The following is a 24,325-nucleotide window of genomic DNA, read 5'->3' on the forward strand; positions in this document are numbered from 1 at the left end:
ACCGGGTGGCGACCAGAGTTTTGTCGGTCACGGGCGACACTCCGACGAGGTGAACGACGCGTGAGCGACCTCCAGTTGACGAGTCCGGTGTTCGACGACGGCGAACCGATTCCCGACGAGTACGGCTACACGGCCAGGGACGTGAACCCGCCGCTCGACGTCTCGGGCGTGCCCGACGAGACCGAGTCGCTGGCGCTCGTCGTCGACGACCCCGACGCGGTCGAACCGGCGGGGAAGGTGTGGGACCACTGGGTCGTCTGGAACGTCGACCCCGGGAGAGAACACATTCCCGAGGAGTGGTCGCCGGAGTCCGAGGGCGCAGTCGAGGGGCAGAACGACTACGGCGAGCGTGGCTACGGCGGGCCGAATCCGCCGGATCGCCCGCACACCTACCGGTTCAGACTCTACGCGCTCGACACCGAACTCGACCTCCCGGCCGGGTCGACGAAGGCGGACCTCGAAGACGCGATGGCGGGCCACGTCCTCGCGGAGGCGGAACTCGACGGGACGTTCGCGCCCTGACTGCCCGGCACACTTCCAGAAGTCATTTCCTTAGTGGCCGTTTTTTCACCCCTATGGACACTCACGACCTCGTCACCCGCAACGCCGCGGAGGTCGTCACCGAGGAGGAGGTGGAGGCGCTCGCCGCCGACCCCGAGGGGAAACGGGCCTACGTCGGCTACGAACCCTCCGGCGTCCTCCACATCGGACACCTCCTGACGGCGAACAAACTCATCGACCTCCAGCAGGCCGGCTTCGAAGTGGTCGTCCTCCTCGCGGACGTCCACGCCTACCTCAACGACAAGGGGACGTTCGAGGAGATCCGCGACACGGCCGACCAGATGAAAGAGCAGTTCCTCGCCTACGGGTTGGACGAGGAGAACACCGAGTTCGTCCTCGGCTCCTCCTACCAACTCGACGAGGACTACGAACTCGACCTCCACAGCATGCAGGTCGAGACGTCGCTCAAGCGCGCCCAGCGCGCGATGGCCGAACTGCAGGGCGGCGACACCGCGAAGGTGAGCCACGTCGTCTACCCGCTGATGCAGGCCCTCGACATCGAGTACCTCGACCTGGACCTCGCGGTCGGCGGGATGGACCAACGGAAGGTCCACATGCTCGCACGCGAGGAACTCCCGAACGTCGGCTACGAGGCCCGACCGTGTCTCCACACGCCCATCGTCGGCGACCTGGAGACGGGCGAGGGAAAGATGTCCTCCAGCACGGGGACGACCATCTCGATGGAGGACTCGACCGAGGAGATCGAGGAGAAGGTGAACTCGGCGTTCTGCCCGCCGACGCGCGACCCCGAGGGCGACCTCGTGAACCCGGTCCTGGAACTGTTCCAGTACCACGTCTTCCCACGCTTCGAGGAGGTCGTCGTCGAGCGTCCCGAACAGTACGGCGGCGACCTCGAGTACACGGACTACGAGTCGCTGGCTGCGGACCTGGAGTCCGGCGAACTCCACCCGGCCGACGCGAAGTCGGCGCTCGCGGACTACCTCGACCGACTCGTCGAACCCGGTCGCGAGAAACTCCGCGAACTCAGAGGCGAGTAGGGCGAACACGACGGCGCGGACGCGTCTCGAACCGGTGCGCCGTCGGATTTCGCGGCCCGGTCCGTGCCGTTCTCAGGGCACGCCATCCAGTGGTTCCGTTCCCGTATTTGAATTCTCGCAAGCGTCTTCCCCACGGGTTTAAACACCTCCCGCACCAATATTCGAGTATGAGCGACGACGAAGGGAGCCGCAAGAACCTGCGGATGCCCGACGAGGACGAAGTGTTCGCCGAGGTGACGGACATGCTCGGCGCGAACCGAGTCAAAGTCCGATGCGCCGACGGCAAAGAGCGCACCGCTCGCATCCCCGGCCGGATGCAAAAGCGCATCTGGATCCGTGAGGGCGACATCGTCCTCGTCGAACCGTGGGACTGGCAGGACGAGAAGGCCGACGTCGTCTGGCGCTACGAGAAGTCCGACGCCGAACAACTGCAAGAAGAGGGGCACATCCAATAGTGGCTGGAGAAGAGTTCGGACTAGTCGAAGAGACGGAAGGTGTCGATGGCGACGAGTGGGAACAACTCGACGTCTCGGACACCGAAGCCGACCGCATCGCCCGCCGGCAGGACCGCGAGTTCTCCGAGTTCCGTAAACGCCTGAAGAACACGGAGCAGTTCAAGGTCACCGGTGGGGTGTTCGACGACGCCACCTTCGCCGCCCTCTACAAACTGGTCCAGGACGGCTACATCGAGGCCATCGGCGGTCCCATCTCCACGGGGAAGGAGGCCGACGTCTTCGAGGCGCTCGCACCCGAGGACGAGACGGTCGCCATCAAGGTCTACCGCATCAACGCCTCCGACTTCCGGCAGATGCGCGACTACCTGGAGGGCGACCCCCGTTTCGAGAACATCCGCGGCGACAAGAAGCGGGTCGTCCTCGCGTGGGTCAAAAAGGAGTACGGCAACCTCCTGCGCGCGAAGAAGGCCGGCGTCCGCGTCCCCGACCCAATCGCCGTCCAGCGCAACGTGCTGGTGATGGAGTACCTCGGTGACGAGACTCGGGCCGCGCCCACGCTCGACGACGCCGACCTCGGAAACCCCGAGACGGCCTACGAGGTGGTCCGCGAGTACATCCGGCGCCTCTACGACGCCGGTCTCGTCCACGGCGACCTCTCGGAGTACAACCTCGTCGTCGACGACGGCGAACTCGTCGTCATCGACGTCGGGCAGGCCGTGACGGTCCACCACCCCAACAGCGAGGAGTTCCTCCGGCGGGACTGCCGGAACGTGGCGAACTTCTTCGCTCGCGAGGGCGTCGACGCCGACGGCGACGACCTCTACGACTACGTCGTCTCCGAGGCCGACCCCCGGGAGGGCGAGGGGGTCGCCTGAGCCGCCTGCGCCCGGCGCTACCCTGTCGATAAGTCCATAACCACTTCTCCCCTCTCTTCGTTCGTGACCGCCGCCGTCCACGTCGAGCGCGCCCCTCCGGAGGACGTCTTCTCGCTCCTCGGCAACGAACTGCGCGTCGACATCCTCGAAGCCCTCGCGGAGACGCCCGACGAACCCGTCTCGTTCTCGACGCTCCGCGAGCGCGTCGGCGAGCACGACTCGGGGAAGTTCAACTACCACCTCGGCAAACTCGTCGGACAGTTCGTCCGCCACACCGACGACGGGTACGAACTCACCCTCGCCGGCGCGCAACTCGTCGGCGCGCTCTTCTCGGGGACGTACACGGCCGACGCCGAACTGGACCCGGTCGAGGTCGACGACCCCTGTCCGAGTTGTGGGGAGTCGCCGCTCGTCGCCGAGTACGAGGACGAGTACGCCCACACCTACTGTCCATCCTGTGGGGAGTGGGAGAACCGCTTCTCCTTCCCGCCGGGAGCGCTCGACCAGTACGACGTCGACGACCTCCCCGCCACCTTCGACCGGTGGATGCGTAGCACCTTCCAGCGCGTCGTCTCGGGGTTCTGTCCCGTCTGCGCCGGTCGGATGGACGGTGAACTGTTCGCCCCCGACGACCGGGACGAACCCGCCCGTGCCCGCTTCGAGTGCGCCCGGTGTGGCGACGCCGCCTACGCTTCGGCCGGGACGCCGTTGCTGTTCCACCCCGGGATGTTGGGCTTCTACTACGACCACGGGGTCGACGCGACCGCGACGCCGACCTGGCGCGTCACCGCCGCCCAGGACGACTACTCGGTCGACCTCGTCACCGAGGACCCACTCCGCGTCCGCGTCGAGGTCGAGGTAGACGGCGACACCGCGACGGCCGTCGTCGACGAGAACGCCACCGTCGCCTCCTTCGAACGCTCCGACCGCTGACAGAAACGCAGTTCTGCTCCGGCGACTCCCGGCGCCGACGGCGGTGTCGGAACTCGAACGACCGGCCGCCGCGGACGGCGGGCAGAACTGCGCGGAATAGAGAACAGAAGTGACCGGACGCGCCGACTCAGCCGTCCAGTCGGGTCTCCTGGCCGTCGACGCTGTCGACGATGACGTCACCGTCGGGGCGCTCGGCCAGCCAGAAGAGCTTGTAGGCGTCGACGGAGCGATCGAAGTCGATGTCCGGTGCGCTCCCGAGCGCGAACTTCCGCGTCGTCCACTGGAAGACGGTCTCGCGGGCGCGTTCGTGACACACGTCCTCGGGGAGTTCCGAGGGGAGCACCAGCACGTCCTCGACGTCGCGGGTCTCGACGTCCGGCATCGTGTCGGCCCGGACGACGAGGCGACGGGAGCGGTCGACGCTGGCGACGTACGTCACTTCCTGCTCCGGGAGGAACTTCCGGCCGACGGTGACGGTCGCCTCGTAGACCCGGTAGGGGTAGGCGACGGCACCGACTCGGCCGGTCGACTCGACGTCCTCGCGGTCGATCGCCGGCGGGATGACCGAGAGCGAGGTCGTTCCGTCCCGGACCTCGCGTCGCGTCCGTGCGAACGTGTCGGCGTCGTGGTCGACGGACATCAGTTGTCCCAGTAGTCCGCGTCGTCGACGTGTGCGCGGATGGTGTCGTCCTCAGTGACCACCTTCGGCGCGTAGTCGCGGCCGCCGTCGGTGGCGTACTCGGGGGAGTCCTCCTCCAGCACGACCGAGAGGGGCTTGTCGAACACGTCGAAGTGTTCGTCGACGCCCTCGGGCGGACTCGTGAGGAGCGAGACGACGACGAGCACGATCACCGAGAGGATGAACGCGGGGAAGAGCCCGTAGACGCCGAGGAAGCTCGCGACGAACCCGGACCCCTCGGCGAGACCCGACAGGCCGAGGAGACCGAGGATGGTCGAGAGTTGCGTCCAGAGGATCATCGTCGTCGAGCCGACGAGCATGCTCGCGACGGACCCCTTGGCAGTGACGCGTTTCCACCAGAGCGCCGCGATGAGCGTCGGGCCGATGGCGGCACCGAGACCGCCCCACGCGTAGTCGAGGACGAGCGTGTAGATGGGGGTCTCCTTCGCGAGGTAGGCGAAGACGATGCTCCCGCCACCGAGCAGGAGGGTCACGATCTGCGAGTAGCGGACGAGTTTGTCCTCACCGGCCTCGGGGTCGATGAAGCCGTGGTAGACGTCCTCTACGACGGCGCTGGTGGCGACGAGGAGTTGCGAGTCGGCGCTGGACATCATCGCCGCGAGTGCGGCGGCGAGGATGACGCCGGCGAGCCACCCGGGGAAGAGTTCGAGGGTGAGCATCGGCATCACGTTGTCCGTGTTCTCGAGGCCCGCCCCGAAGATGACGAGGCCGTAGAGACCGACGAAGCCCGCCCCGATGTACGCGACGAACATGAACAGCTGGGCGACGAGCGCCGCGAGGCGGATGTTCTCGACCTTGTCGATACCCATGAACCGGACCATGACGTGGGGGTTCCCGGGGACGCCGAGTCCGATGGCCGCGTAGCTGACGATGCCGAAGACGGCCGCCCACCCGGTCATACCGGCGGTGACGCTGGTGAGACTCCCGCTGCCCATCTTCGCGAGTTCACCGAACGGGAGCCCGTAGGAGGTGAACGCGATGATGGGGAGCAGGATGAAGGCGACGAGGATGATGGCGCCCTGGAAGTAGTCGGACCACGCGACGGCGAAGTAGCCACCGAGCATCGTGTAGCCGACGACGATGACGCCACCCGCGAGGATGCCGACGAGCGGGGAGACGCCGGTCAGCACCTGGAGGAGCGTCCCGGCGGCGACGATCTGTGCGCCGACGTAGCCGCCCTCGAAGAGCATCAGCATGACCGCGGAGACGCCCTTCACGAGACCGGTGTCGTCCTGCAGGCGCGTCGCGAAGAAGGTCGGGAGCGTGACCGCGCGGACGATCTCGGAGTACTTCCGGAGGCGCTTGGCCATGCCCGCCCACGCGAAGAGGTCGGCGGGAATCATCCCGAGTGCGTTGTAGAACGCCATGACGCCGGTGTTGTACGCGTCGGCGGGGACACCGAGCGTGAGCCACCCGCTCATCTCGGAGGCGCGCTCGGAGAAGCCGGTGACGACGGGACCGACTTCGCGGCCGCCGATGACGTAGTCGTCGACCGTGTCCATCAGTGTCGAGGAGTAGAGACCGATGCCGAGGAGGATGACGAGGTAGGCCGCGAAGGTGCCGAGCACCCACGTCCCGGCCGAGCCGGCGATCCCGCTAGACATGGTCCTCCCCCGTTCCGTACTTCTCGTGGAGGCGACGTTCGCGCCGGCCCTCCCAGACGTAGTAGACGACGAGCATCACTAGGTACACCGCGAACGGTCCGAACAGGAGTAACAGATTCACACTGTTTCCGGTTGTCATCACCACCTGATGCCGGCTATATGTGCATAAATCCTTTGAATTATTGTTCGTGTGGTTTGGATATGGGGTATAATTGGACAAATATCTAAAACTACACGGTACACTCTCGGTGCGCGGCGAACCGCTGCGACGCGACGCCGAGGACCGCCTCAGACGCCGAGGACCGCCCGTAACGCGAACAGCGCGTTCTGCTTGCGCTCGCGGATGCGTCGCCAGAAGTAGAGGAACCACTTCCCGCCGTAGGGGACGTACTGGTTCACCTCGTAGCCCTCGGCGGCGAGTTCCTCCTGTGCCTCGTCGCGGACGCCCATCAGCATCTGGATCTCGAAGGGGGTCCCGTACTCCTCGTAGAGGTCGGTCGCGTAGTCGATCATCTCGGGGTCGTGGCTCCCGACCGCGACGCCGTCGTCGAACTCGCGGAAGAGCAGTTCGAGGTCGTCCTTGTAGGCCGCGTTCACGTCGGCCTTGTCGGTGTAGGCGACTTCGGCGGGTTCGTCGTAGGCGCCCTTCACGAGACGGACGTGGACCGGTTCGCTCGCGAGTCGTCGGAGGTCGCCCTCTGTGCGCCGGAGGTTCGCCTGGATGGCGACGCCGACGCCGTTCGGGTAGCGTCGGGCGTTCTCGACGACGGCGTCGAGGGTGACGTCGGTCGTCGTGTGGTCCTCCATGTCGACCCAGACGAACACCTCGTGGTCCTTCCCGGCGTCGACGATGCGTTCGAGGTTGTCCTCGAAGACGCCGTCGCCCAGGTCGATGCCGATCTGCGAGGGCTTCACCGAGACCGAGGCGTCGAGACCACGCGCGTCGATCTTCTCGACCAGGTCGCAGTAGACGTCGGCGTCCGCGTCGGCCGGCGGGCGCTCGTCGTAGTGTTCCCCGAGGAGGTTGACGATTCCGCCGACCCCGCGGGCGTTGCGGTCGGCGACGTGGTCGAGCGCGCCGTCGGCGGACTCGCCGGCGACGAAGTTGTTCGCGATGGGCGGGATCATCGTTCGAGGGATGGAGAGTTTCCCGCCTAAGTGGACCACCTACCGAACGATTCACTCGGAATCGTGGGAAAGAAAGTCAGTCGTCGCGGGCGAGCAGTTTCGCCTCGGCCTTCCGGAGGTGTTCGAGCATCGTCGTCTTGGAGATGTCGAGTTCCTCCGCGAGTTCGCGGGTCGTGACCTCGCGTGGCCACGCGTAGTAGTTGCGTTCGCAGGCGAGGTCGAACACCTCGCGTTGGCGGGTGGTGAGTCGCTGGCGTCGGTTCGAGACGGTGCCGCCGAGTTGGTCGCTCTCGGTGATGCGGCGGACCGAGATGTCGGCGTCGAGTCGCTCGCCGACGCGGTCGAGGCGTTCGGTGATGCCCGCGCGGTCGTCCTCGACGAACACCGGCCAGTGTTCCTCGCCGTCGACGACGCGGACCGGGGCCTCGTTGATGAACCCGGCCGTCACCAGTGCGTCGCCGATGCTGTAACACGGTTCGAACTCGACGAACAGTTCACGCGAGGTGTTTCCGGGCGCTCCCCAGACGTGGCTACTCCCGCGTCGACTCTCGGCTTCCGTGACGACGTGTGTCAACTGCGACGCGTCGACGTGTTCGATGAACGCGTCGACCTGTTCGTTCGACTCGCCGAAGACGGTGCAGTGGCTCTTCACCGTCTCGTCGGTCGTCCGGTGCTCGCGGTGGACCAGGAGGCCGGCGTCGGTCGCCTCGGTCGCCTGGATGCCCCAGCAGTCCGGGTGCCAGATGTCGAGCGTCAGTCGTACCCCTCCCTCTGTGGTGCCCATGCTACTCTCCCTCGTTGTCGAAGTGGGCGTCTGCGGGGATAAGCGTGCTGTCTACCCGCTCGCGCACCGTGGTATGGTGTACCGTCGAAAGAAGCCTTTTACGGGACAATCCCGTACTGATGCGTATAATGACGCAACACGTGAAAATCCCGCAGGACCGGATCGGTGTCCTCATCGGCGAGGGTGGTGAGACCCTCCGCCGCATCGAGCGGGAGGCCGAGGTCCGTCTCGACGTCGACTCCGAGAACGGAGCCGTCGCCGTCGAGAAGACCGGCGACCCCCTCCGCGGGATGAAGGGCCCGGACATCGTCCGTGCCATCGGCCGCGGGTTCGACCCCGACGTCGCGCTCTCGCTGCTCGACGACGACATGCGGATGTTCGACCTCGTCGACATCGACCGCGCCGCCCGCAACGACAACGACCTCCGCCGCAAGAAGGGCCGTCTCATCGGCGAGAACGGCCGGACGCGCGAACTCGTCGAGGAACTGACTGGCGCCGACGTCGTCATCTACGGCTCGACGTTCGGTATCGTCGGCGACCCCAAGCAGGTGGAGATCGCCCGCTCGGCCGCCGAGATGCTCCTCGACGGCGCCCCCCACGGCTCCGTCTACTCGTTCCTCGAACGCAAGCGCGCCGAGGAACTGAAGAACAAGGGTCTCGAGTATCACGATTTCTCGGGCTGACGCGCTCTCTCACTCTTCGTCCGTCTCGCTCGATTCGTCCCGGTTTTCCGCCCAGTGCCAACTCGTGAGGAGGATGGAAGCGCCAGCGAGTGCTGCGCCCGCGGATCCCTCGCCGCCGACGATCGTGAAGAGTCCGCTCGTGAGGAACGCGACAGTACCGAGAACGTACGCCTGTACGGTCGTGAGTGTCCCTCGGAACTGCTTCCACAGGAGTAGCGTGGCCGTGAGGAGCGCGACGATGCCCGGTACGAGTTCGATGGGGACGCTGGACGGCCACGTCGACACTCCGAGTATCGCGACCAGCGCGACGGTACCGACGACGACGGCGAGGAGGAGCGGTCCCTTCCCCTCGTAGTCACGGGACACGTCGAGGACGTCCGTCGCACGCTGGAAGTGCGTTCGGGCCGAACGCTACTACTTAAAGCATTCTGTGGCACTCGTTCACACGGGCTGTTGACGCGCGCTGGGCGAGTGGTTCTTGCCCGTCACACAACTTTTATATAGAAGCACATTCAATCTTTGCCCGAACATGGCGCAGCAGATGGGCAACCAGCCGCTGATCGTCCTCTCGGACGAATCCCAGCGGACATCCGGAAAAGACGCGCAGTCGATGAACATCACGGCCGGCAAGGCCGTCGCCGAGGCCGTGCGCACGACGCTCGGTCCGAAGGGGATGGACAAGATGCTCGTGGACGACACGGGCAACGTCGTCGTCACGAACGACGGCGTGACCATCCTCAAGGAGATGGACATCGAGCACCCCGCCGCGAACATGATCGTGGAGGTGGCCGAGACCCAGGAGAACGAGGTCGGCGACGGCACCACGTCCGCGGTCATCGTCACGGGTGAACTCCTCTCCGAGGCCGAGGACCTCCTCGAACAGGAGATCCACGCGACGACGCTCGCACAGGGGTACCGCCAGGCCGCCGAGAAGGCCAAGGAGTTCCTCGAGGAGATCGCCATCGAGGTCTCCCCCGAGGACACCGAGTACCTCGAGGACATCGCCGGCACGGCGATGACCGGCAAGGGCGCCGAGAACGCGAAGGACGTGCTCTCCGAGCTCGTCGTCAAGGGCGTCCAGTCCGTCGCCGAGGACGGTCAGGTCGACACCGACGACATCAAGGTCGAGAAGGTCACCGGCGGCGCCATCGAGAACTCCGAACTCGTCGAGGGCGTCATCGTCGACAAGGAGCGCGTCTCCGACAACATGCCCTTCGGCGTCGAGGACGCGAAGGTCGCGCTCGTCGACGGCGGTCTCGAAGTCGCCGAGACCGAGATCGACACCGAGGTCAACGTCACCGACCCCGACCAGCTCCAGCAGTTCCTCGACCAGGAAGAGGAGCAGCTCCGCGAGATGGTCGACGCGCTCAAGGACGCTGGCGCCAACGTCGTCTTCGTCGACGGCGGCATCGACGACATGGCCCAGCACTACCTCGCGCAGGAGGGCATCCTCGCCGTCCGCCGCGTGAAGAACTCCGACATGAAGCGTCTCGCCCGCGCGACGGGCGCGACGCCGGTCACGAACGCCACGGACGTCACCGCCGACGACCTCGGTGACGCCGGCTCCGTCGCCCAGAAGGACATCGGCGGCGACGAGCGCATCTTCGTCGAGGACGTCGAGGAAGCCAAGTCCGTCACGCTCATCCTCCGCGGCGGCACCGAGCACGTCGTCGACGAGGTCGAGCGCGCCATCGAGGACTCCCTCGGCGTGGTCCGTGTCACCCTCGAGGACGGCAAGGTCCTCCCCGGCGGCGGCGCCCCCGAGACGGAACTCGCGCTGAAGCTCCGCGACTTCGCCGACTCCGTCGGCGGCCGCGAGCAGCTCGCCGTCGAGGCGTTCGCCGACGCCCTCGAAGTCGGGCCGCGCACCCTCGCCGAGAACGCGGGTCACGACCCCATCGACTCCCTCGTCGACCTCCGCAGTCAGCACGACGCCGGCAACACCGGCGCCGGTCTCGACGCCTACACGGGCGACATCATCGACATGGAGGAGGAGGGCGTCGTCGAACCGCTCCGCGTGAAGACCCAAGCTATCGAGTCCGCCACCGAGGCGGCCGTCATGATCCTCCGCATCGACGACGTCATCGCTGCCGGTGACCTCTCCGGCGGCAAGGTCGGTGAGGAAGACGAAGAGCCCGCCGGCGGCCCTGGCGGCATGGGCGGCGGTATGGGCGGCGGCATGGGCGGTATGGGCGGCGGCATGGGCGGCATGATGTAAGCGAGGTTCGAGCACCGAACCTCGACCCACGTCGGCCGCGTAACGCCACCCACACCGTACCCGGCCCACCGCTCCGCCACTTCACGCATCGCGCTCCGACCACACGCTTTCTTTCGACACCGCGACCGACCAGCGACGGCTCCGTCTCTCAGTTATCGGGTCCATATCTCACGAACGTCGTCCATATCTCGGCAACGTCCCCGATTGCTCCACAATCTCGCCCATATCTCGGCAACGTCGACGATAACTGAGAAACGCAGCCGACGACCGAGAAATGGATTCCCGACAAAGCACTTACCGGTTCGCCGAGAACCGCCGCGTATGCCCTCCCGTCGTGCGTACCTCGCCGCCCTCGGAAGTAGCGTCGTCGTTTCGGCCGCTGGCTGTTCCGGGGTGGACTCGACGGCCAGTACGAGCACCACGACCCGGACCACGACTCGGGACGTGATACACGTCCCGACGCGCCTGCCCTGGGGCGAAGCGGGCGAGGTCGACGGGACGAGCGTCCGCCCCGAGGCGGCCTGGGACCAGCACGCCACCCTCCACCTCACGTCGGCCGACCAGCTAGGTGTCTCCGGGTTCGACGACCGACAGGCGTGTTTCGTCCGGGTGCGCGTCGTCGCCGACGCCGACGGCCCGACGCCGGACCTCGACGACTTCTCGCTCGACGCGGGTGGTGAGACTGCCACCGCGACGACGCGCCTCGGCGTCGCCGCGCCGTACCGAATCTTCCCCGACGAGGCGGCCTACGGGAAGAACTACCCGACCGACGCCGGGGGCGGGTGGCTCGCCTTCCTCCTCCCGTCGTCGCTTCCCGCCGACGCCTCGCCGTCGCTCTCGGTTCAGTTCGGCGGCGAGACCGAGGGGCAACTCCAGTGGCCGCTCCCCGACGAGACCGTCGCGTCGCTACGCGCGCCCGCGCCCGACTTCGAGGTTCGCTCGTTCGACGTTCCCTCGTCGGTCGGCCCGCGCGAGACGGTCGAGGTGTCGTGGACGGTGGCGAACCACGGCGGCCCGGCCACCTTCCACGCCGCGCTGAACGAGCAGGGACCGAACTACATCCCGCACCAGTCTCGCGTACGCGTGTCCGCTGGCGAGCGAGTTTCGACGTCGCTCGGCGTCGAACCCCGCGACGAGTGGGCGGCCGACGAGGTCCGTCTCGCCTTCCGGTCGGTCCCTCGCGACGCCGAGTGGACGGTCGCCGTCGACTCGGGGACGACGACATCGGCGTGAACCGGCGGCGACGAAAGGGTGGGAGTAAAGGTGGATGACGCAAAATTTGCGGCCATGGAGACCCTGCTGTTGGACAAAGACGACGTCGAGCAGAACACTCCGATGGCCGAACTCGTCTCGGCCGTCGAGGACGCGTTCACCGCCTACGAGCGCGGTGACGCCCAGATGCCCGCGAAGTCGTACGTCGACCTGCCGCAGTACAACGGCGACTTCCGGTCGATGCCGGCCTACCTCGACGCGGGCGAGTGGGACGCCGCGGGCGTCAAGTGGGTGAACGTCCACCCGGACAACCCCGACCGCTACGACCTCCCGACGGTCCTCGGGACGATGATCTACTCCGACCCGGAGAACGCCTACCCGCTCTCGATCATGGACGGCGGCCAACTCACGATGAAGCGGACGGGCGCGGCCGCCGCCGTCGCGACGAACTACCTCGCCGTCGAGGACGCCTCCTCGATGGGTATCGTCGGCGCCGGCGTCCAGTCCTACACCCAACTGGAAGCCATCTCGAAGATCCGGGACATCGAGGAGGTCGTCGTCTCCGACCTCGAAGAGGAACGCGTCGCCCGCTTCATCGAGCACTTCGGGGACGACTTCGACGTCCGCGCCGGTCCCATCTCCGAGGCGGGCCACTGTGACGTCCTCTCGACGGTCACGCCCGTCGAGAGCCCCATCGTCCAGGCCGAAGACGTCGGCGACCACACCCACATCAACGCGATGGGCGCCGACGCCGCCGGCAAACACGAACTCGCGGACGACCTCCTCCTCGCCGCCAAAATCGTCATCGACGACCACGAGCAGTGTACCCACTCGGGCGAGATCAACGTCCCCTACGCCGAGGGGACCCTCACCGACGACGACATCTACGGCGAGATCGGCCAGATCGTCACCGACAAGAAGGAGGGTCGGACGGCCGACGACGGCGTGACCGTCTTCGACTCGACGGGTCTCGCCATCCAGGACGTCGCCGCCGCCCACGTCGTCTACGAACACGCGAAACAACACGACATCGGGACCGGCTTCGACCTGCTCGGCGTGTAACGGGGCGTTCTCCCCGTCTACGCCGCGTGGGCGACTTCCCCGTCGGTCTCCGGTGGCTCCCCGCGAACCTTCTGGAGCGCCCACAGCAGGACGAACAGCGGGAGCAGCGGGAAGAGGAGCACGGCGACGCCGAGCGCGATGGTGATACCGACAAGCGACATGAACGCCTCGCTCACGCTCTTCGGGCGGAACAGGAGCGACAGCACCCAGTCCGTCTTCGTCTCGGGGTGGGACATACGCGGAGGTAGCCCGAACGCGTGCAAAAAGTCGTCGGCATCGGGCGATTCCGGTAGACACTCACTACCGTTCCACCCGCCTCCAACCTTTAACACCGGTCCGGTCATCGCCCCGGATAGATGGTCCTCAGAGTCCGGCACCCGCGCTCCGCCGTCGCAGGGGCGGTCGCGCTCACGCTCCCGTGGCTCGCGGTCCGCGCGCTCGGCGTCTCGCTCGGCCCCGCGGTGACCGTCGCTGTCAGCGGCGTCGCGGTCCTCGGTGCGGCGTTCCTCCTGACGTGGGGTGCCGAGACCGCGGAGAAGGACGTCCCCCGTGAGTTCGCCATCGCCGTCCTCGCGATCATCGCCGTCGCGCCGGAGTACGCCGTCGACGCGCTCTACGCGTGGGAGGCGGGTGTAGCGCCCGGGTCCCCAGCGTCGCTCCGCGCCGCCGACCTCGCCGTCGCGAACATGACCGGCGCGAACCGCATCCTCATCGGTCTCGGTTGGTCCGGTATCGCCCTCTTCGCCATCTATCGCGGGACGGAGGCCGTCGAACAGCGGGCGGGGTTCCTCGCGGACACGCTCGTCCTCGACCGGGACCTCTCGCTCGAAATCGTCTTCCTCTTCGCGGCGACCGCCTACGCCGTGTTCGTCCCGTTCGGTGGTATCGACGCCGTCGACGCCGTCGTTCTCGTCGGTCTCTACGCAACCTACGTCGCGATTCTCCTCCGGAGTGAGGGTGGCGAGCACCCGACCGCCGGTGTGCCGGCCTACCTCCAGTCGTTCCCGACGGTGCCGCGACGCGTCGCCATCCTCGCGTTGTTCGCCTTCTCCGCCGCCGTCATCCTGCTCGCGGTCAAACCCTTCGCCTACGGGCTGGAGGCACTGGGGCTGGCCGTGGGTATCGACCCCTTCCTGATGATCCAGTGGGTCGCGCCGCTCGCGAGCGAGAGCCCGGAGTTCATCGCCTGTCTCTACCTCGTGAACAAGGCACGGTCGTCGTCGGCATTCAACGCGCTCGTCTCCTCGAAACTGAACCAGTGGACGCTGCTCATCGGGACGCTCGTCGTCGTCTACACGATTTCGCTGGGCTACTACGACGCCCTCCGGTTCAGTCGTCGGCAGATGGGTGAGGTGTGGCTCACCGCGGCCCAGAGTCTCTTCGCCGTCTCTCTCCTGACGAACCTGAAGATGAGCGGCCGCGAAGCGCTCGCGCTCCTCGCGCTCTTCCTCGCGCAGTTCCACCCGGTGTTCCGCACCTACGAGGGCCTGCTCGCCTACTCGGTGCTCTACCTCGTCCTCGCGGCGGCGCTCCTCGTGAAGCGTCGCCACCACCTGCCCGGACTGGTGGCGTCGGCTCGCGAGCGGCTCTGAGCGGGGAGAAGAGGAGAAAATCCGAGGGGCGCGGACGACGCTATTCTTCGAGCAGGATGGCCGGGCGGAACGGCTGGGCCTGACTCGCCTTCTCCGCGTCCGTCTCGTCCTCGGAGACGACCTCGACGTCGGCGTCGAACGCGCGGGCGAGGAAGCCTGCGGCCGCCTCGTAGACGTCGGTCTCGTCGACGTCTTCGAGGACCGCGAGTTCCTCGTCGTCGCGCTCACGCACGTCGGCGACGAGGTCCTGGACGAGTTGGTTCACGACGTCGCCCTTCTCGCGGAGTTCCTCCTGTTGCATGACCTTTCCCATGACCGCGCCGACGTCCGGGCCGGTCTCGGCGACCGTCTCGAAGACGTCGTACTTCCAGTCGGCGGCGGTGAACACGCGGATGGTCTCGGGTTCGGTCTCGGTAACGTCGATGATGTCGCGGACGTCGTCGGTCAGCGAGTCGACGAGGCGCTCTTCGACCTCGACGCGCGTGCTCTCCAGTTCGGGGTCGGGTTCGGGCCACGCGGCCTCCTCGACGGGGACGCCCTCCAGTTCCTCGTGGAGTTCGTTGGTGAGGAACGGGACGACGGGCGCGAGCAGGCGCAGGCGCGTCCGGAGGACTTCCTGGCGGGTCCAGCGGGCGCCCGGTCGGTCGAGGTCAGTGCGCTTGCGGTACCAGCGCAGGTCCTCCTCGAAGCGGTAGAACGCCTCCTGGGTGGCCGCGCGCGTCTCGAAGTTGTCCATCGACTGGGTGACGTCCCGGATCGTCGTCTGGAGTTTCGAGAGGAGCCAGCGGTCGATGCGCTTCAAGTCGGGCCGTTCGTCCGGTGCGCCGGCGTCGAGGATCTCTTGGGCGCGGTTCCAGAAGCGTTCGAGTTGGTTGCTCGTCGTCTCGACCTCCTCGGCGCGCCAGTCGTAGTCCTGCCACGGTTCGGCGGAGTTGAGCAGGAAGAAGCGGACGGTGTCGGCGCCGTAGCGCTCGATGGCCTCCCGCGGGAGGACGACGTGGCCCTTCGAGGAGGACATCTTCTCGCCTTCGAGCAGACCCATCCCCATGATGGTGACCCCCTGGGGCCACTGGGGCTGGTCGAACAACTCGGTGTGGTGGAAGATGTAGAAGGAGAGGTGGTTACTGATGAGGTCGTTCGCCGAACAGCGGTAGTCGACCGGGTACCAGTAGTCCCACTCCTCGCGGAGTTCGAGCGCCTTCTCGGGCGCTTCGTCCTCCACCGCGTCGGCGCCGTAGAACAGCGCGTCGAAGAACTCCCGGGTGAGTTCCTCGGGGGGAACGTCCTCCAACCGGTGGGCGATGGTGTAGTAGGACATGTAGATGGTCGAGTCCGAGAGCGGTTCGATGACGAAGTCCTCGTCCCACGGCAGGCGGGTGCCCAGCCCGTAGTTGCGGATGCAGGGCCACTCGTTGAGCCAGTCGATGGTGTGGTCGAACTGGCCGCGGGTGTTCTCGGGGATGGTGTCCATCTGGGAGACGGCCTCGTGGGCCATCTCCTTCCAGCCCTCGTCGTTGTAGGTGAGGAACCAGGTGTCCTGCTTGGCGACTTCGACGTCGCCGCCACAGCGACAGACGACCTCCTCGGAGAACTCGTACATCGAGTCGAACTCGCCCTGCGACTGGAAGTACTCCTTCAGTTCCTCGCGGACGTCCTCGACGACTTCGCCGGCGAACTCGTCGTACATGTCCTTGAGTTGCCCAGCGTGGAACTCGCGGTTGTAGACGTCCTGGGTGGCCTCTTCGAGGGCGGGGTCGTCGCTGGACTCGATTCCGTACTCCTCGACGGCGTCGCGGGCGGGGAAGACGCCGTAGCCCTCGACGTCGATGATGGCCTTCGGCTCGATCTCGTCGACCTCGGCGGGGTCGACGCCGTACTCGCGCATCAGGTCGTCGTTCTCCTTGGCCTCCTGGAGGGCAATCCAGTCGTCCGGCGAGTGGGCCGGAACGGACATGACGACGCCGGTCGCGTTGTCGGGGTCGACGAAGTTCGCGGGGAGGACGAGGACGTCCTCGCCGGTGACGGGGTTCTCGACGCGTTCGCCGACGAGCGCCTCACCGAGGAAGCGGTCGAGAATCTCGACGTCGCGTTCCTGCAGTTGGAGCTTCTGGACGGCGTCGTGGGAAATCAGCCACTTCTCGCCGTCGACCTCGGCCTCGACGTACTCGGCCTCGGGGTCGACGTAGGCGTTCGTGACGCCCCGGACCGTCTCGGGGCGGAGGGTCGCCATCGGGACGAACGTCTCGCCCTTCCGGAACTTCACGAGGGTGTACTCCTGGAACTCGGCCTCCTCGCCTTCGAGGATGTCGTGGGTCGTGACCGGGTTCTCCTCGTCGGTGCAGTACTTGACCGGGTGGAGGCCCTTCTCCAGGCGGTCGCGTTCCTTGAGCGTCTGGTACTGCCAGGTGACGAACTTCGAGTAGCGCTCGTCGTTCGTGGTGAACTCCCGGCGCCAGTCGATGGAGAGGCCGAGAGACTTCATGTTCCGCTTATAGTGATTCTCGATGAAGTAGCGGGCGAAGCCCATCGGCGTCTCCAGGTCTTCGAGTTCGTCCTCGGGGACGTTGTACGTGTCCCGTAGGACGCTCAACTGCTCTTCTTCGCCTTTCTGGAGGCGATTGACCGCGCCGATGATGGGCGTTCCGGTGACGTGCCAGGCGATGGGGAAGAGGACGTTGTCGCCCTGGAGCCGTCGGTAGCGTGCCCACACGTCCGGGACCGTGTAGGTGCGGGCGTGGCCGATGTGCATGCCGCCGCTCGGGTAGGGGTAGGGGACCGTGACGAAGGTGGCCTCCTCGTCGCCCTCCTCGGGGTCGACCTCGTAGCGACCGCCGTCCTCCCAGCGGTCCTGCCACTTCCGTTCGATTTCCCGTGGCTCGTAGCTCATGTAGATAGTTCTTCAAAGTCGCGTCTCAAAAGCCCTCCCATACTGACTGTCCCGGCCGTCGAGTCGCGGCGACCGGTGGCTTCTTGCCGCCGAGCTGCGTTCGCCGAGCTCGTGGGGAAGTTCGCGGACGACGTACAGGAAACCTTCCGGGACGCCCTCGCCGAGCGCCTGCCGTCGCGGTCGTGGGAGACCGAGTACCCGGTCCGGCGGACACCGGTCGACGTTGCCTCTCCGGACGTGCCACACGTCTTCGTGGAGGTGGAGATGCGCCGGGCGGACCCCTCGAACAACCCAGTGAAACTCGCCCGCTACGCGTCCGAGGGAGACTTCGACGCACCACTCCTGCTCGTACAGGTCTTCTCGGGCTACTACGACCTGACGAGCGGTGGGGTCTCCTCGAAACGGAGGAACGCGGAGTTCGTCGGCGAACTCGGCACGGAGGCCCTCGACGGCTTCGCCTACCGCGCCGTCGACCTCGGGTTCACTCCGCCCAAACGAGGGGGAGAACGGCCCGACGGATGGCGTGCGGAAGTCGCGACCGTCGCCGACGAGATCGCCTCGCTACTCGACGGTGACGATACCCTCGTCGAGGAGGTCCTGTAGCACCTCGCGGGCGTGCCCGTCGGGCTTGACGCCGCGGTAGACCTCCTTCACTTCGCCGTCGTCGAGGACGAACGTGACGCGGTCTGCCGCCCCGCCCGACGTGTCGACGCCGAACGCGGCGGCCACGTCCCCCTCGGTGTCGGCGAGCAGGTCGAAGTCGAGGTCGTACTTCGAGCAGAACTCCTCGTGGCTCTCGACGTCGTCGGTCGAGACGCCGAACACCTCGACGCCGGCGTCGTAGTAGGTCTCTAACTCCTCGTCGAACTGCTGGGCTTCGACCGTACAGCCAGGTGTGTCGTCGCGCGGGTAGAAGTAGAGGACCGTCGGTTCGGAGAAGTCGAGGGTCACCGTCTCGCCGTCCTGATTCGCCGCCGTGATCTCGGGTGCGTCGTCGCCTTCGTCGAGCATGACCGACAATTGGGTCGGCCAGCGTTTAGAGGTTTGCCCGCCGGACGGCCGCTACTGAATCTCGATGCTGGACGACTTCTCGCCGGCGGCCTTCGGGAGTTCGACGCGGAGGACGCCGTTCTCGAACGTGGCGGTGACGCCCTCCTCGTCGACGGTCTCGGGGAGCGTGATGGCTCGGCTGACCGCGCCGGCGTGGCGCTCGCGGACGAGGTAGCGCTGCGTCTCTTCTTCCTCTTCGGCCGCTTCCTCGGACGCTCCGGGCTCGACTTCTTCTTCTCGCTCCGCTTCGCGTTCGGCCGAGATGTGGAGCGTCTCGTCGTGGAGTTCGACGTCGACGTCCTCCTTCTCGAAGCCGGGGAGGTCGGCCGTGACGACGTAGCTGTCGTCGGTCTCCTCGACGTCGACGGCGATTCGACCGCCGCCGCGACCGAGTTCCTCGCCGAACTCGCGGTTCAGTCGTTCGAAGAGCTGCTCGAACTCGTCGAAGGGGCTGCGACGTCGGTCCGTCATGCCAGTCGAGGCTTCGAGTCGCCGACGGAAAAACGAAATGGCGGTCGCGACCGACACGACCTTGCCGCCCGCGGGCGAACTCGGGGTGTGAACGACGTCCCGTTCCCCGACCCCGAGACCCGGAACGTCGTCGACGCCGACTGCTCGCGGTGCCCGGCGCTCGTCGAGTCCCGCGAGTGCATCTCGTGGGGCCAGGGCGACCTCGACGCGGACGTGGTGGTCGTCGGCGAGGCGCCGGGCGCCGGGGACCCCGACGCCGAGCAGTGGGCGGGTGGCAACCACACCGGGATGGCGTACACGACGCACCACTCCGGGCGGACGGTCCGAACACTCGTCGCGGACGCGGGGGTCGACCCCGGAGACGCTTACTTCACGAACGCGGTGAAGTGCCACCCCGCGGAGAACCGGGACCCGACGCCCGAGGAGCGAGCGAACTGCCGGCCCCACCTCGAAACCGAACTCCAGCAGGTCGACCCCGAAGTCGTCCTCGCGACCGGCAAGACCGCGACGACGTCGCTGCTCGCCTTCGACGACCGCGAGTTCGGCGAGGAACTCGGTCCTCGACCCGGTCGACTCCGACACGCTCGGCGTGACGGTCGTCCCGCTGCTCCACCCCTCCTACCAGGTGGTGTGGCTCGTCCGCCTCGGTTACGACTACGACGAGTACGTCGCCGCGCTCCGCGAACTCCTGCCGAGTGGCCACAAGTAACGTAGGCTGGCCGGCCGAGTCGCCGGACATGGCGCTCTTCGAGACCCCGGACGGGCAGGACGTCGAGGAAGGCGACTACCTCGTCGTCGAGGACGAACACGGCGAACCGGTCGAAGCCATCGAGTTCTTCGTCGACGAGGAGGAGGACGTCGTCCGCTTCGAACCGGCGCGGAAGAAGGACCGCTACCCGGTGGGCCACTTCCAGCGCGAGGAACCCGAGTGGATGACCGAGACGCTGGCCGAACACCACCCACCCGAGGAGTACGACTACGAGGTCCGCAGTAGCCTGACCGAGAAACTCCGGACCAAACTCGGCCTCTGACCCGACCCCGCCCGCCAACAACCTTCTTACCCACGCGGTCCGACGCCTCGAACATGAGCGAGGACTGCATCTTCTGTCAGATCGTCAACGGAGAGATTCCCGCCCGAACTGTCTACGAGGACGACGACGTGCTCGCGTTCCTCGACGCGAACCCGCTCGCACCGGGTCACACGCTCGTCATTCCGAAGGAGCACCGCGAGACCCTCGACGAGGTGCCGCCCGAACCCGGCGAGATGATGTTCGCGGCCATCCACTACCTCACGCCCATCGTCGAGGACGTCGTCGACGCGGACGCGACGAACATCGGCTTCAACAACGGCGAGGCCGCCGGTCAGGAGGTTCCGCACGTCCACGGCCACATCATCCCGCGCTTCGAGGGCGACGGCGGCCAACCCATCCACGCCGTCGCCGGCGAGCGCCCGGACCTCTCCGACGAGAAACTCGACGAGATCGCCGAGGCGGTCGACGACCGCGCCGAAGGCGAACACGAAGTGTAGCGTTCGGCCCCCGATACGGGGCGGACTTTTAGTAGCATCGTCGGACCAGGTGGTCCGTGCACGCTGACTCCCCGTTCTCGACGGCCGTCGTCGGTGCCACCGGTGGCGCCGGCGCGACCCGCCTCTCCCTCGAAGCCGCCGCTTCGCTCGCCGCGGCCGGCCACGACGTCCTCGTCGTCGACGCCGCGTTCGCCACGGAGGGACTCTCCCGACACGTCGAGGGTCGCATCGACGCCGACCTGACGACGCTCCTCTGCAACCCGGAGCGGCCGCTGGCCGACGCCTGCTACGACCACCCGACGGTCGACGCGCCGGGACGGGTCGCCCTCTGTCCGACCTTCGCGCCCTTCGAGCGACTCGCCCGTGCGAAGGCGCCCGAGGCGGCCCAGACGCTCGCCGACCGCCTCGTCGAAGCGGCCCACGACTTCGACTACGCGCTGGTGGACACGCCGCCCGTCGCCGCGAACCAGGCCGTCGCCGCCGTCACGGCCGCCGATAGCCGACTCGTGGTCCTCCCGCCGGGCGAACGCGGTGTCGACGCCCTCCAGCGCCTCCGCGGGCGGTTCGCGGACGTCGGCGTCTCGGCCGACCTCGTGGTCGCCAACCGGGTCGACCCGGCGGCCGCACCGCCCGACGCCGACTACGCGGTCCCCGAGTTCCGTGGACCGGGACTCGCCGCCGCGGAACCCGACTCGCCGACCGCGCAGACGGTCGCGGCGCTCGCGGGCGACTGCTTCGGTGAAGACTTGGGGACACCGGAGCCGACTACCGCGGGAGCGACCGTCCGCCGCTTCGCGACGCGCAGTCGGACCCGCGCACGCTCGACGGTGCGTCGACTCCGGCGGTAGCGACAGAGCCGAGTCCCGAAAGTCAGTAGAAACTGCCCGCGTCGCCGACCGCGTCGGCGAGGGTGTCCCGCTTCTCGACGCTCGCGTCGCCTTCGAGGAACGCCCCGTCGACGACTTCCCGGGCACCGTCGAGCGACTCGTGGGTCTCGACGTACGCCGCGAGGGCGAACTCCGCCTCGCTCCCGCCGGCGAGTTCGACGGCCTCGTTCCGTGGGAGTCGGGCGTCGAGCCAGTCGCGGACGACGTCGCGGCCGAGCGGCGTGAGCGGCGAGAGGCCCTCGACGCCGAGTCGGTGGAGGACCTTCGCGCCCTCGACGGGGGCGAGACCGGCCGCTCCGGCCGCGTCGCCGACGCTCGTGCCGCCAAGGTAGGTGTCGAGGACGGTTGCGGCCCGCTCCGCCGAGCAGGGGAGGTCGTCGGCGAACGGGGCGAGGCGTTCGGCGAGTGTGGTGTCCGTTCCGTCGACGGCGGCCACGCCCCGCTCGCGCTGGCGGGTCGTCACCTCCAGTCCGGCCGCGATGTCCGACAAACCCATCGTCTCTGTCTGCGGTGCTCTCGGCTATAAAGATTCGCTCACTGACACACCTAGAACCAACTGGTTGCACGGGAACCAACCGGTTACCGGTCGCTTCTACTGACCGTCGACGGCTGTCTCGGGCCGAACGCGCTCACAGTTAAATACGGATTCCGGGCCAAGGTCGAAGTATGAGTCAGGAAGCAACCTGCCCCGAGTGCGACGGGTGCGTCGACTACGAGACGACCGAGACGGTCTGTCGCGACTGCGGGCTCGTCGTCGGCGAGGACCCCATCGACTACGGTCCGGAGTGGCGCAACTTCGACGACGGCGTCGACCGCTCGCGGACCGGCGCGCCGCTCACCCGTTCCCGCCACGACCGCGGTCTCTCGACCAAGATCGGCCGTTCGACGCGCCTGAAGGGGCGCAAGCGCCGGCAACTCACCCGGATGCGTCGCGAGCACAACCGCGCCCGCATCGCGACGAAGGCCGACCGCAACGAGGTGTACGCGTTCACCGAGATTCGTCGCCTCGTCGGCGCCCTCTCGCTCCCGCAGAGCGTCCGCGACCAGGCGTGTGCACTCTTCGACTCCGCCCAGTCCGAAGACCTCCTCCGCGGGCGCTCGCTCGAAGGATTCGCCGCCGCGGCGGTGTACGCCGTCTGCCGGACGAACGGTATCTCGCGGACGCTCGAGGAGGTCGTCGAGGCCGCCCGCGCGGACGCCGCCGAACTCCGGGCCGCCTACGACGCGATGAACCGCGAACTCGGTCTCCCGACGGGTCCCATCGACCCGACGGAGTACCTCCCCCGCTTCGCCACCGCCCTCGACCTCCCGCCGCGCGTGGAGTCACGGGCGCGCGAGTACGTCGCCGCGGCCGAGGAACGCCACCTCGTCTCCGGAAAACACCCCGGCGGCGTGGCGGCCGCGTGTCTCTACCTCGCGGCGGCCGAGTGCGACCGGACCGAGGACGTCACCCAGGCCGCCGCCGCGGAGGCCGCGGGCGTGACGCCGGTGACGCTCCGCTCGACCTACACCGCGCTACAGAGTGACCGGCGCACCGTCGCGGCCACCTCGCCGAGGGCGACGGCCGCGGCGGCGTCGGGGTCGACCTCCCGGACCGGAACCCCTCCCCGCCGGGCCGCGTCGACCGTCTCGTCGGCCGGTACCGCGACCGTCGGCCCGCCCAGCAACCGGTCGACCGCCGTTCGCTCTTCTTCGCTCGGCCGTGCCCGACTGAGGACGACCGCGGCCACGCCCGCGTCGAGCGTCCGCGCGAGTGCTCGCGTCCGAACCGCGTCGGTCAGCGCCGGTGCCGTCGGCCGCGTGACGAGCACGCAGGCGTCGGAAGCGGCCAGCGGGACCCCCGCGTCGACCCGGAGTCCGGCGGGGCAGTCGACGACGACGGCTCCGTACTCCCGTTCGACGGTCTCGACTGTCGCGGCGAGGCGGAGGGGGTCGGCGGCGCGGGCACCGGCGAGCGACCGACCGCAGGGGAGCAACGAGACCGACCCGCCGGCCGCCCCCTCCCGGACCGCCTCGACCGGGTCGGCTCGGCCCGCGAGCACGTCGTGGAGGTCCGGCCCGCGCCCCGCCGGGAGGTCGGCCATCGACAGGTCGCCGTCGACGACGACCGCGTCGAGTTCGGCGCCGAGGTTCAGCGCGACCGTCGACTTCCCGACGCCGCCCTTCCCGCCGGCGACGGCGAGGATCACGGCTCTCCCTCTCGAATCTCCTCGATTCGGTCCACGATGGCGTCGAGCGCTCGTCGGTCCGCGGGACCTGGTTCGCCTCGCTCCAGCGCCGTGAGCCACGCCGCGACGCTCGGTGGGGGGTCCGGGTCGGGTTCCGGCACCGCCGCGCGCGGAGGCCGTGAGTCGGGGAGTGCGCGGGCGGCCGCCTCCGGCGTCACCGACGTTGCCTCTCGTGCTCGGTGTGCCGCTCGCTCGGTCCAGACGACCGTCGCGGGCGGGTCGGCTGCTGCTGCTGGGGTCGCGTACCCGAGCGGTCGCGTCTCCCCCGGGCCGAGGACGCCCTCGTAGCCGCCGTCGTCCCACCCGCGGACGGGAACGCCGTCGACTCGCGGGAACCAGACAGGTCCGTCGAGGCGGTTCGCCACCCGGGCGCGCCGGGGGTCGTCGCCGTCGTTCGTCAGCAGGCACGCGACGAGCGTCACGCCGTCCCGTTCGGTGGTGTCGCAGTCGAGTCGCACGCCCCCTCTGG

The 24,325-nt window shown here is 67.8% G+C and carries 27 protein-coding genes and 2 pseudogenes; 16 read left to right on the top strand and 13 right to left on the bottom strand.

Features of this window, described 5'->3' with window-relative positions:
• Positions 1 to 60: 60 nt before the first annotated feature.
• The 5 genes from P0Y33_RS13560 to P0Y33_RS13580 all read left to right on the top strand — a co-directional run bounded on the left by P0Y33_RS13560 (position 61) and on the right by P0Y33_RS13580 (position 3,822).
• Entirely contained in the window at positions 61 to 522 is a 462-nt protein-coding gene (locus P0Y33_RS13560; protein WP_279527930.1) for a YbhB/YbcL family Raf kinase inhibitor-like protein, read from the top strand.
• A gap of 53 nt (positions 523 to 575) precedes the next feature.
• A complete protein-coding gene (locus P0Y33_RS13565; protein ID WP_279527931.1) occupies positions 576 to 1,559 on the top strand; it encodes a tyrosine--tRNA ligase in 984 nt (327 codons plus the stop codon).
• 167 nt (positions 1,560 to 1,726) lie between these two features.
• The gene (gene eif1A / locus P0Y33_RS13570; protein ID WP_279527932.1) at positions 1,727 to 2,014 is read left to right on the top strand and encodes a translation initiation factor eIF-1A; all 288 of its coding nucleotides are present in this window, start codon (positions 1,727 to 1,729) and stop codon (positions 2,012 to 2,014) included.
• A complete protein-coding gene (rio1, locus tag P0Y33_RS13575) occupies positions 2,011 to 2,889 on the top strand; it encodes a serine/threonine-protein kinase Rio1 (RefSeq protein WP_279530120.1) in 879 nt (292 codons plus the stop codon). The genes eif1A and rio1 overlap by 4 nt, the downstream gene beginning before the upstream one ends.
• Positions 2,890 to 2,952: 63 nt before the next feature.
• On the top strand, positions 2,953 to 3,822 hold the full coding sequence (locus P0Y33_RS13580; RefSeq protein WP_279527933.1) for a DUF7351 domain-containing protein: 870 nt from the start codon (positions 2,953 to 2,955) through the stop codon (positions 3,820 to 3,822).
• 127 nt (positions 3,823 to 3,949) lie between these two features.
• Here P0Y33_RS13580 and P0Y33_RS13585 read toward each other — a convergent pair whose 3' ends face one another.
• From P0Y33_RS13585 to P0Y33_RS13605, 5 genes are all read right to left on the bottom strand, one after another.
• Entirely contained in the window at positions 3,950 to 4,462 is a 513-nt protein-coding gene (locus P0Y33_RS13585) for a hypothetical protein (protein ID WP_279527934.1), read from the bottom strand.
• Entirely contained in the window at positions 4,462 to 6,126 is a 1,665-nt protein-coding gene (locus P0Y33_RS13590) for a sodium/proline symporter (RefSeq protein ID WP_279527935.1), read from the bottom strand. Before P0Y33_RS13590 ends, P0Y33_RS13585 begins: the two co-directional genes overlap by 1 nt.
• On the bottom strand, positions 6,119 to 6,265 hold the full coding sequence (locus P0Y33_RS13595; protein WP_279527936.1) for a hypothetical protein: 147 nt from the start codon (positions 6,263 to 6,265) through the stop codon (positions 6,119 to 6,121). The genes P0Y33_RS13590 and P0Y33_RS13595 overlap by 8 nt, the downstream gene beginning before the upstream one ends.
• A 149-nt stretch (positions 6,266 to 6,414) precedes the next feature.
• Positions 6,415 to 7,254, bottom strand: a complete 840-nt coding sequence (locus P0Y33_RS13600) for a proline dehydrogenase family protein (protein WP_279530121.1) — start codon at positions 7,252 to 7,254, stop codon at positions 6,415 to 6,417.
• 76 nt (positions 7,255 to 7,330) lie between these two features.
• Positions 7,331 to 8,038 (bottom strand): helix-turn-helix domain-containing protein, encoded by a 708-nt coding sequence (locus P0Y33_RS13605; protein WP_279527937.1) that lies wholly within the window; start codon positions 8,036 to 8,038, stop codon positions 7,331 to 7,333.
• A 128-nt stretch (positions 8,039 to 8,166) separates the two neighbouring features.
• On the opposite strand from P0Y33_RS13605, the gene P0Y33_RS13610 reads away from it, so the two are divergent.
• Positions 8,167 to 8,721, top strand: a complete 555-nt coding sequence (locus P0Y33_RS13610; protein WP_279527938.1) for a KH domain-containing protein — start codon at positions 8,167 to 8,169, stop codon at positions 8,719 to 8,721.
• 9 nt (positions 8,722 to 8,730) lie between these two features.
• On the opposite strand, the gene P0Y33_RS13615 is transcribed toward P0Y33_RS13610, so the two are convergent.
• Positions 8,731 to 9,087, bottom strand: coding sequence for a hypothetical protein (locus P0Y33_RS13615; protein ID WP_279527939.1), 357 nt, complete (start codon positions 9,085 to 9,087; stop codon positions 8,731 to 8,733).
• A gap of 163 nt (positions 9,088 to 9,250) precedes the next feature.
• On the opposite strand from P0Y33_RS13615, the gene thsA reads away from it, so the two are divergent.
• The 3 genes from thsA to P0Y33_RS13630 all read left to right on the top strand — a co-directional run bounded on the left by thsA (position 9,251) and on the right by P0Y33_RS13630 (position 13,213).
• Positions 9,251 to 10,939 (top strand): thermosome subunit alpha, encoded by a 1,689-nt coding sequence (thsA, locus tag P0Y33_RS13620; RefSeq protein ID WP_328518012.1) that lies wholly within the window; start codon positions 9,251 to 9,253, stop codon positions 10,937 to 10,939.
• 321 nt (positions 10,940 to 11,260) lie between these two features.
• Positions 11,261 to 12,172 (top strand): hypothetical protein, encoded by a 912-nt coding sequence (locus tag P0Y33_RS13625; RefSeq protein ID WP_279527940.1) that lies wholly within the window; start codon positions 11,261 to 11,263, stop codon positions 12,170 to 12,172.
• Between the two features lie 54 nt (positions 12,173 to 12,226).
• Positions 12,227 to 13,213, top strand: a complete 987-nt coding sequence (locus tag P0Y33_RS13630; protein ID WP_279530123.1) for an ornithine cyclodeaminase family protein — start codon at positions 12,227 to 12,229, stop codon at positions 13,211 to 13,213.
• Positions 13,214 to 13,230: 17 nt separating this feature from the next.
• Here the strand turns inward: P0Y33_RS13630 and P0Y33_RS13635 are convergent, their stop codons facing one another.
• On the bottom strand, positions 13,231 to 13,449 hold the full coding sequence (locus P0Y33_RS13635) for a DUF7535 family protein (RefSeq protein WP_279527941.1): 219 nt from the start codon (positions 13,447 to 13,449) through the stop codon (positions 13,231 to 13,233).
• Positions 13,450 to 13,569: 120 nt separating this feature from the next.
• On the opposite strand from P0Y33_RS13635, the gene P0Y33_RS13640 reads away from it, so the two are divergent.
• A complete protein-coding gene (locus P0Y33_RS13640; protein WP_279527942.1) occupies positions 13,570 to 14,805 on the top strand; it encodes a sodium:calcium antiporter in 1,236 nt (411 codons plus the stop codon).
• 40 nt (positions 14,806 to 14,845) lie between these two features.
• Here the strand turns inward: P0Y33_RS13640 and leuS are convergent, their stop codons facing one another.
• Entirely contained in the window at positions 14,846 to 17,692 is a 2,847-nt protein-coding gene (leuS, locus tag P0Y33_RS13645) for a leucine--tRNA ligase (RefSeq protein WP_279527943.1), read from the bottom strand.
• Positions 17,693 to 17,803: 111 nt separating this feature from the next.
• Here leuS and P0Y33_RS13650 point away from each other — a divergent pair, with 111 nt between their 5' ends.
• Positions 17,804 to 18,295, top strand: coding sequence for a hypothetical protein (locus P0Y33_RS13650; protein WP_279527944.1), 492 nt, complete (start codon positions 17,804 to 17,806; stop codon positions 18,293 to 18,295).
• Here the strand turns inward: P0Y33_RS13650 and P0Y33_RS13655 are convergent.
• On the bottom strand, positions 18,254 to 18,703 hold the full coding sequence (locus tag P0Y33_RS13655; RefSeq protein ID WP_279527945.1) for a peroxiredoxin: 450 nt from the start codon (positions 18,701 to 18,703) through the stop codon (positions 18,254 to 18,256). The two genes, P0Y33_RS13650 and P0Y33_RS13655, sit on opposite strands and share 42 nt — an antisense overlap.
• 51 nt (positions 18,704 to 18,754) lie before the next feature.
• A complete protein-coding gene (locus tag P0Y33_RS13660; protein WP_279527946.1) occupies positions 18,755 to 19,213 on the bottom strand; it encodes an Hsp20/alpha crystallin family protein in 459 nt (152 codons plus the stop codon).
• A gap of 87 nt (positions 19,214 to 19,300) precedes the next feature.
• On the opposite strand from P0Y33_RS13660, the pseudogene P0Y33_RS13665 reads away from it, so the two are divergent.
• From P0Y33_RS13665 to P0Y33_RS13680, 4 genes and pseudogenes are all read left to right on the top strand, one after another.
• Positions 19,301 to 19,922, top strand: a pseudogene (locus P0Y33_RS13665) (uracil-DNA glycosylase).
• A gap of 28 nt (positions 19,923 to 19,950) precedes the next feature.
• A complete protein-coding gene (locus P0Y33_RS13670) occupies positions 19,951 to 20,244 on the top strand; it encodes a hypothetical protein (RefSeq protein WP_279527947.1) in 294 nt (97 codons plus the stop codon).
• A gap of 53 nt (positions 20,245 to 20,297) precedes the next feature.
• A complete protein-coding gene (locus tag P0Y33_RS13675) occupies positions 20,298 to 20,741 on the top strand; it encodes an HIT family protein (protein ID WP_279527948.1) in 444 nt (147 codons plus the stop codon).
• A gap of 56 nt (positions 20,742 to 20,797) precedes the next feature.
• Positions 20,798 to 21,589, top strand: a complete 792-nt coding sequence (locus P0Y33_RS13680; RefSeq protein ID WP_279527949.1) for an AAA family ATPase — start codon at positions 20,798 to 20,800, stop codon at positions 21,587 to 21,589.
• A 22-nt stretch (positions 21,590 to 21,611) separates the two neighbouring features.
• Here P0Y33_RS13680 and P0Y33_RS13685 read toward each other — a convergent pair whose 3' ends face one another.
• Positions 21,612 to 22,124 carry a DUF7858 family protein gene (locus P0Y33_RS13685; RefSeq protein WP_279527950.1) on the bottom strand — a complete coding sequence of 171 codons (513 nt, stop codon included), beginning with the start codon at positions 22,122 to 22,124 and terminating at the stop codon, positions 21,612 to 21,614.
• Positions 22,125 to 22,294: 170 nt separating this feature from the next.
• Between P0Y33_RS13685 and P0Y33_RS13690 the strand changes: the two are divergent.
• Positions 22,295 to 23,149 (top strand): annotated as a pseudogene (locus P0Y33_RS13690) (transcription initiation factor IIB); the annotation flags it as partial.
• Here the strand turns inward: P0Y33_RS13690 and P0Y33_RS13695 are convergent.
• Complete coding sequence (locus P0Y33_RS13695) at positions 23,134 to 23,817, bottom strand: MinD/ParA family ATP-binding protein (protein ID WP_279530124.1); 684 nt, start codon at positions 23,815 to 23,817, stop codon at positions 23,134 to 23,136. The pseudogene P0Y33_RS13690 and the gene P0Y33_RS13695 overlap by 16 nt on opposite strands.
• Positions 23,814 to 24,314 (bottom strand): DUF7857 domain-containing protein, encoded by a 501-nt coding sequence (locus P0Y33_RS13700; RefSeq protein ID WP_279527951.1) that lies wholly within the window; start codon positions 24,312 to 24,314, stop codon positions 23,814 to 23,816. Before P0Y33_RS13700 ends, P0Y33_RS13695 begins: the two co-directional genes overlap by 4 nt.
• Positions 24,315 to 24,325 lie beyond the last annotated feature (11 nt).

The organism is Halospeciosus flavus (assembly GCF_029814175.1).
In the GTDB taxonomy this organism is placed as follows: domain Archaea; phylum Halobacteriota; class Halobacteria; order Halobacteriales; family Halobacteriaceae; genus Halospeciosus; species Halospeciosus flavus.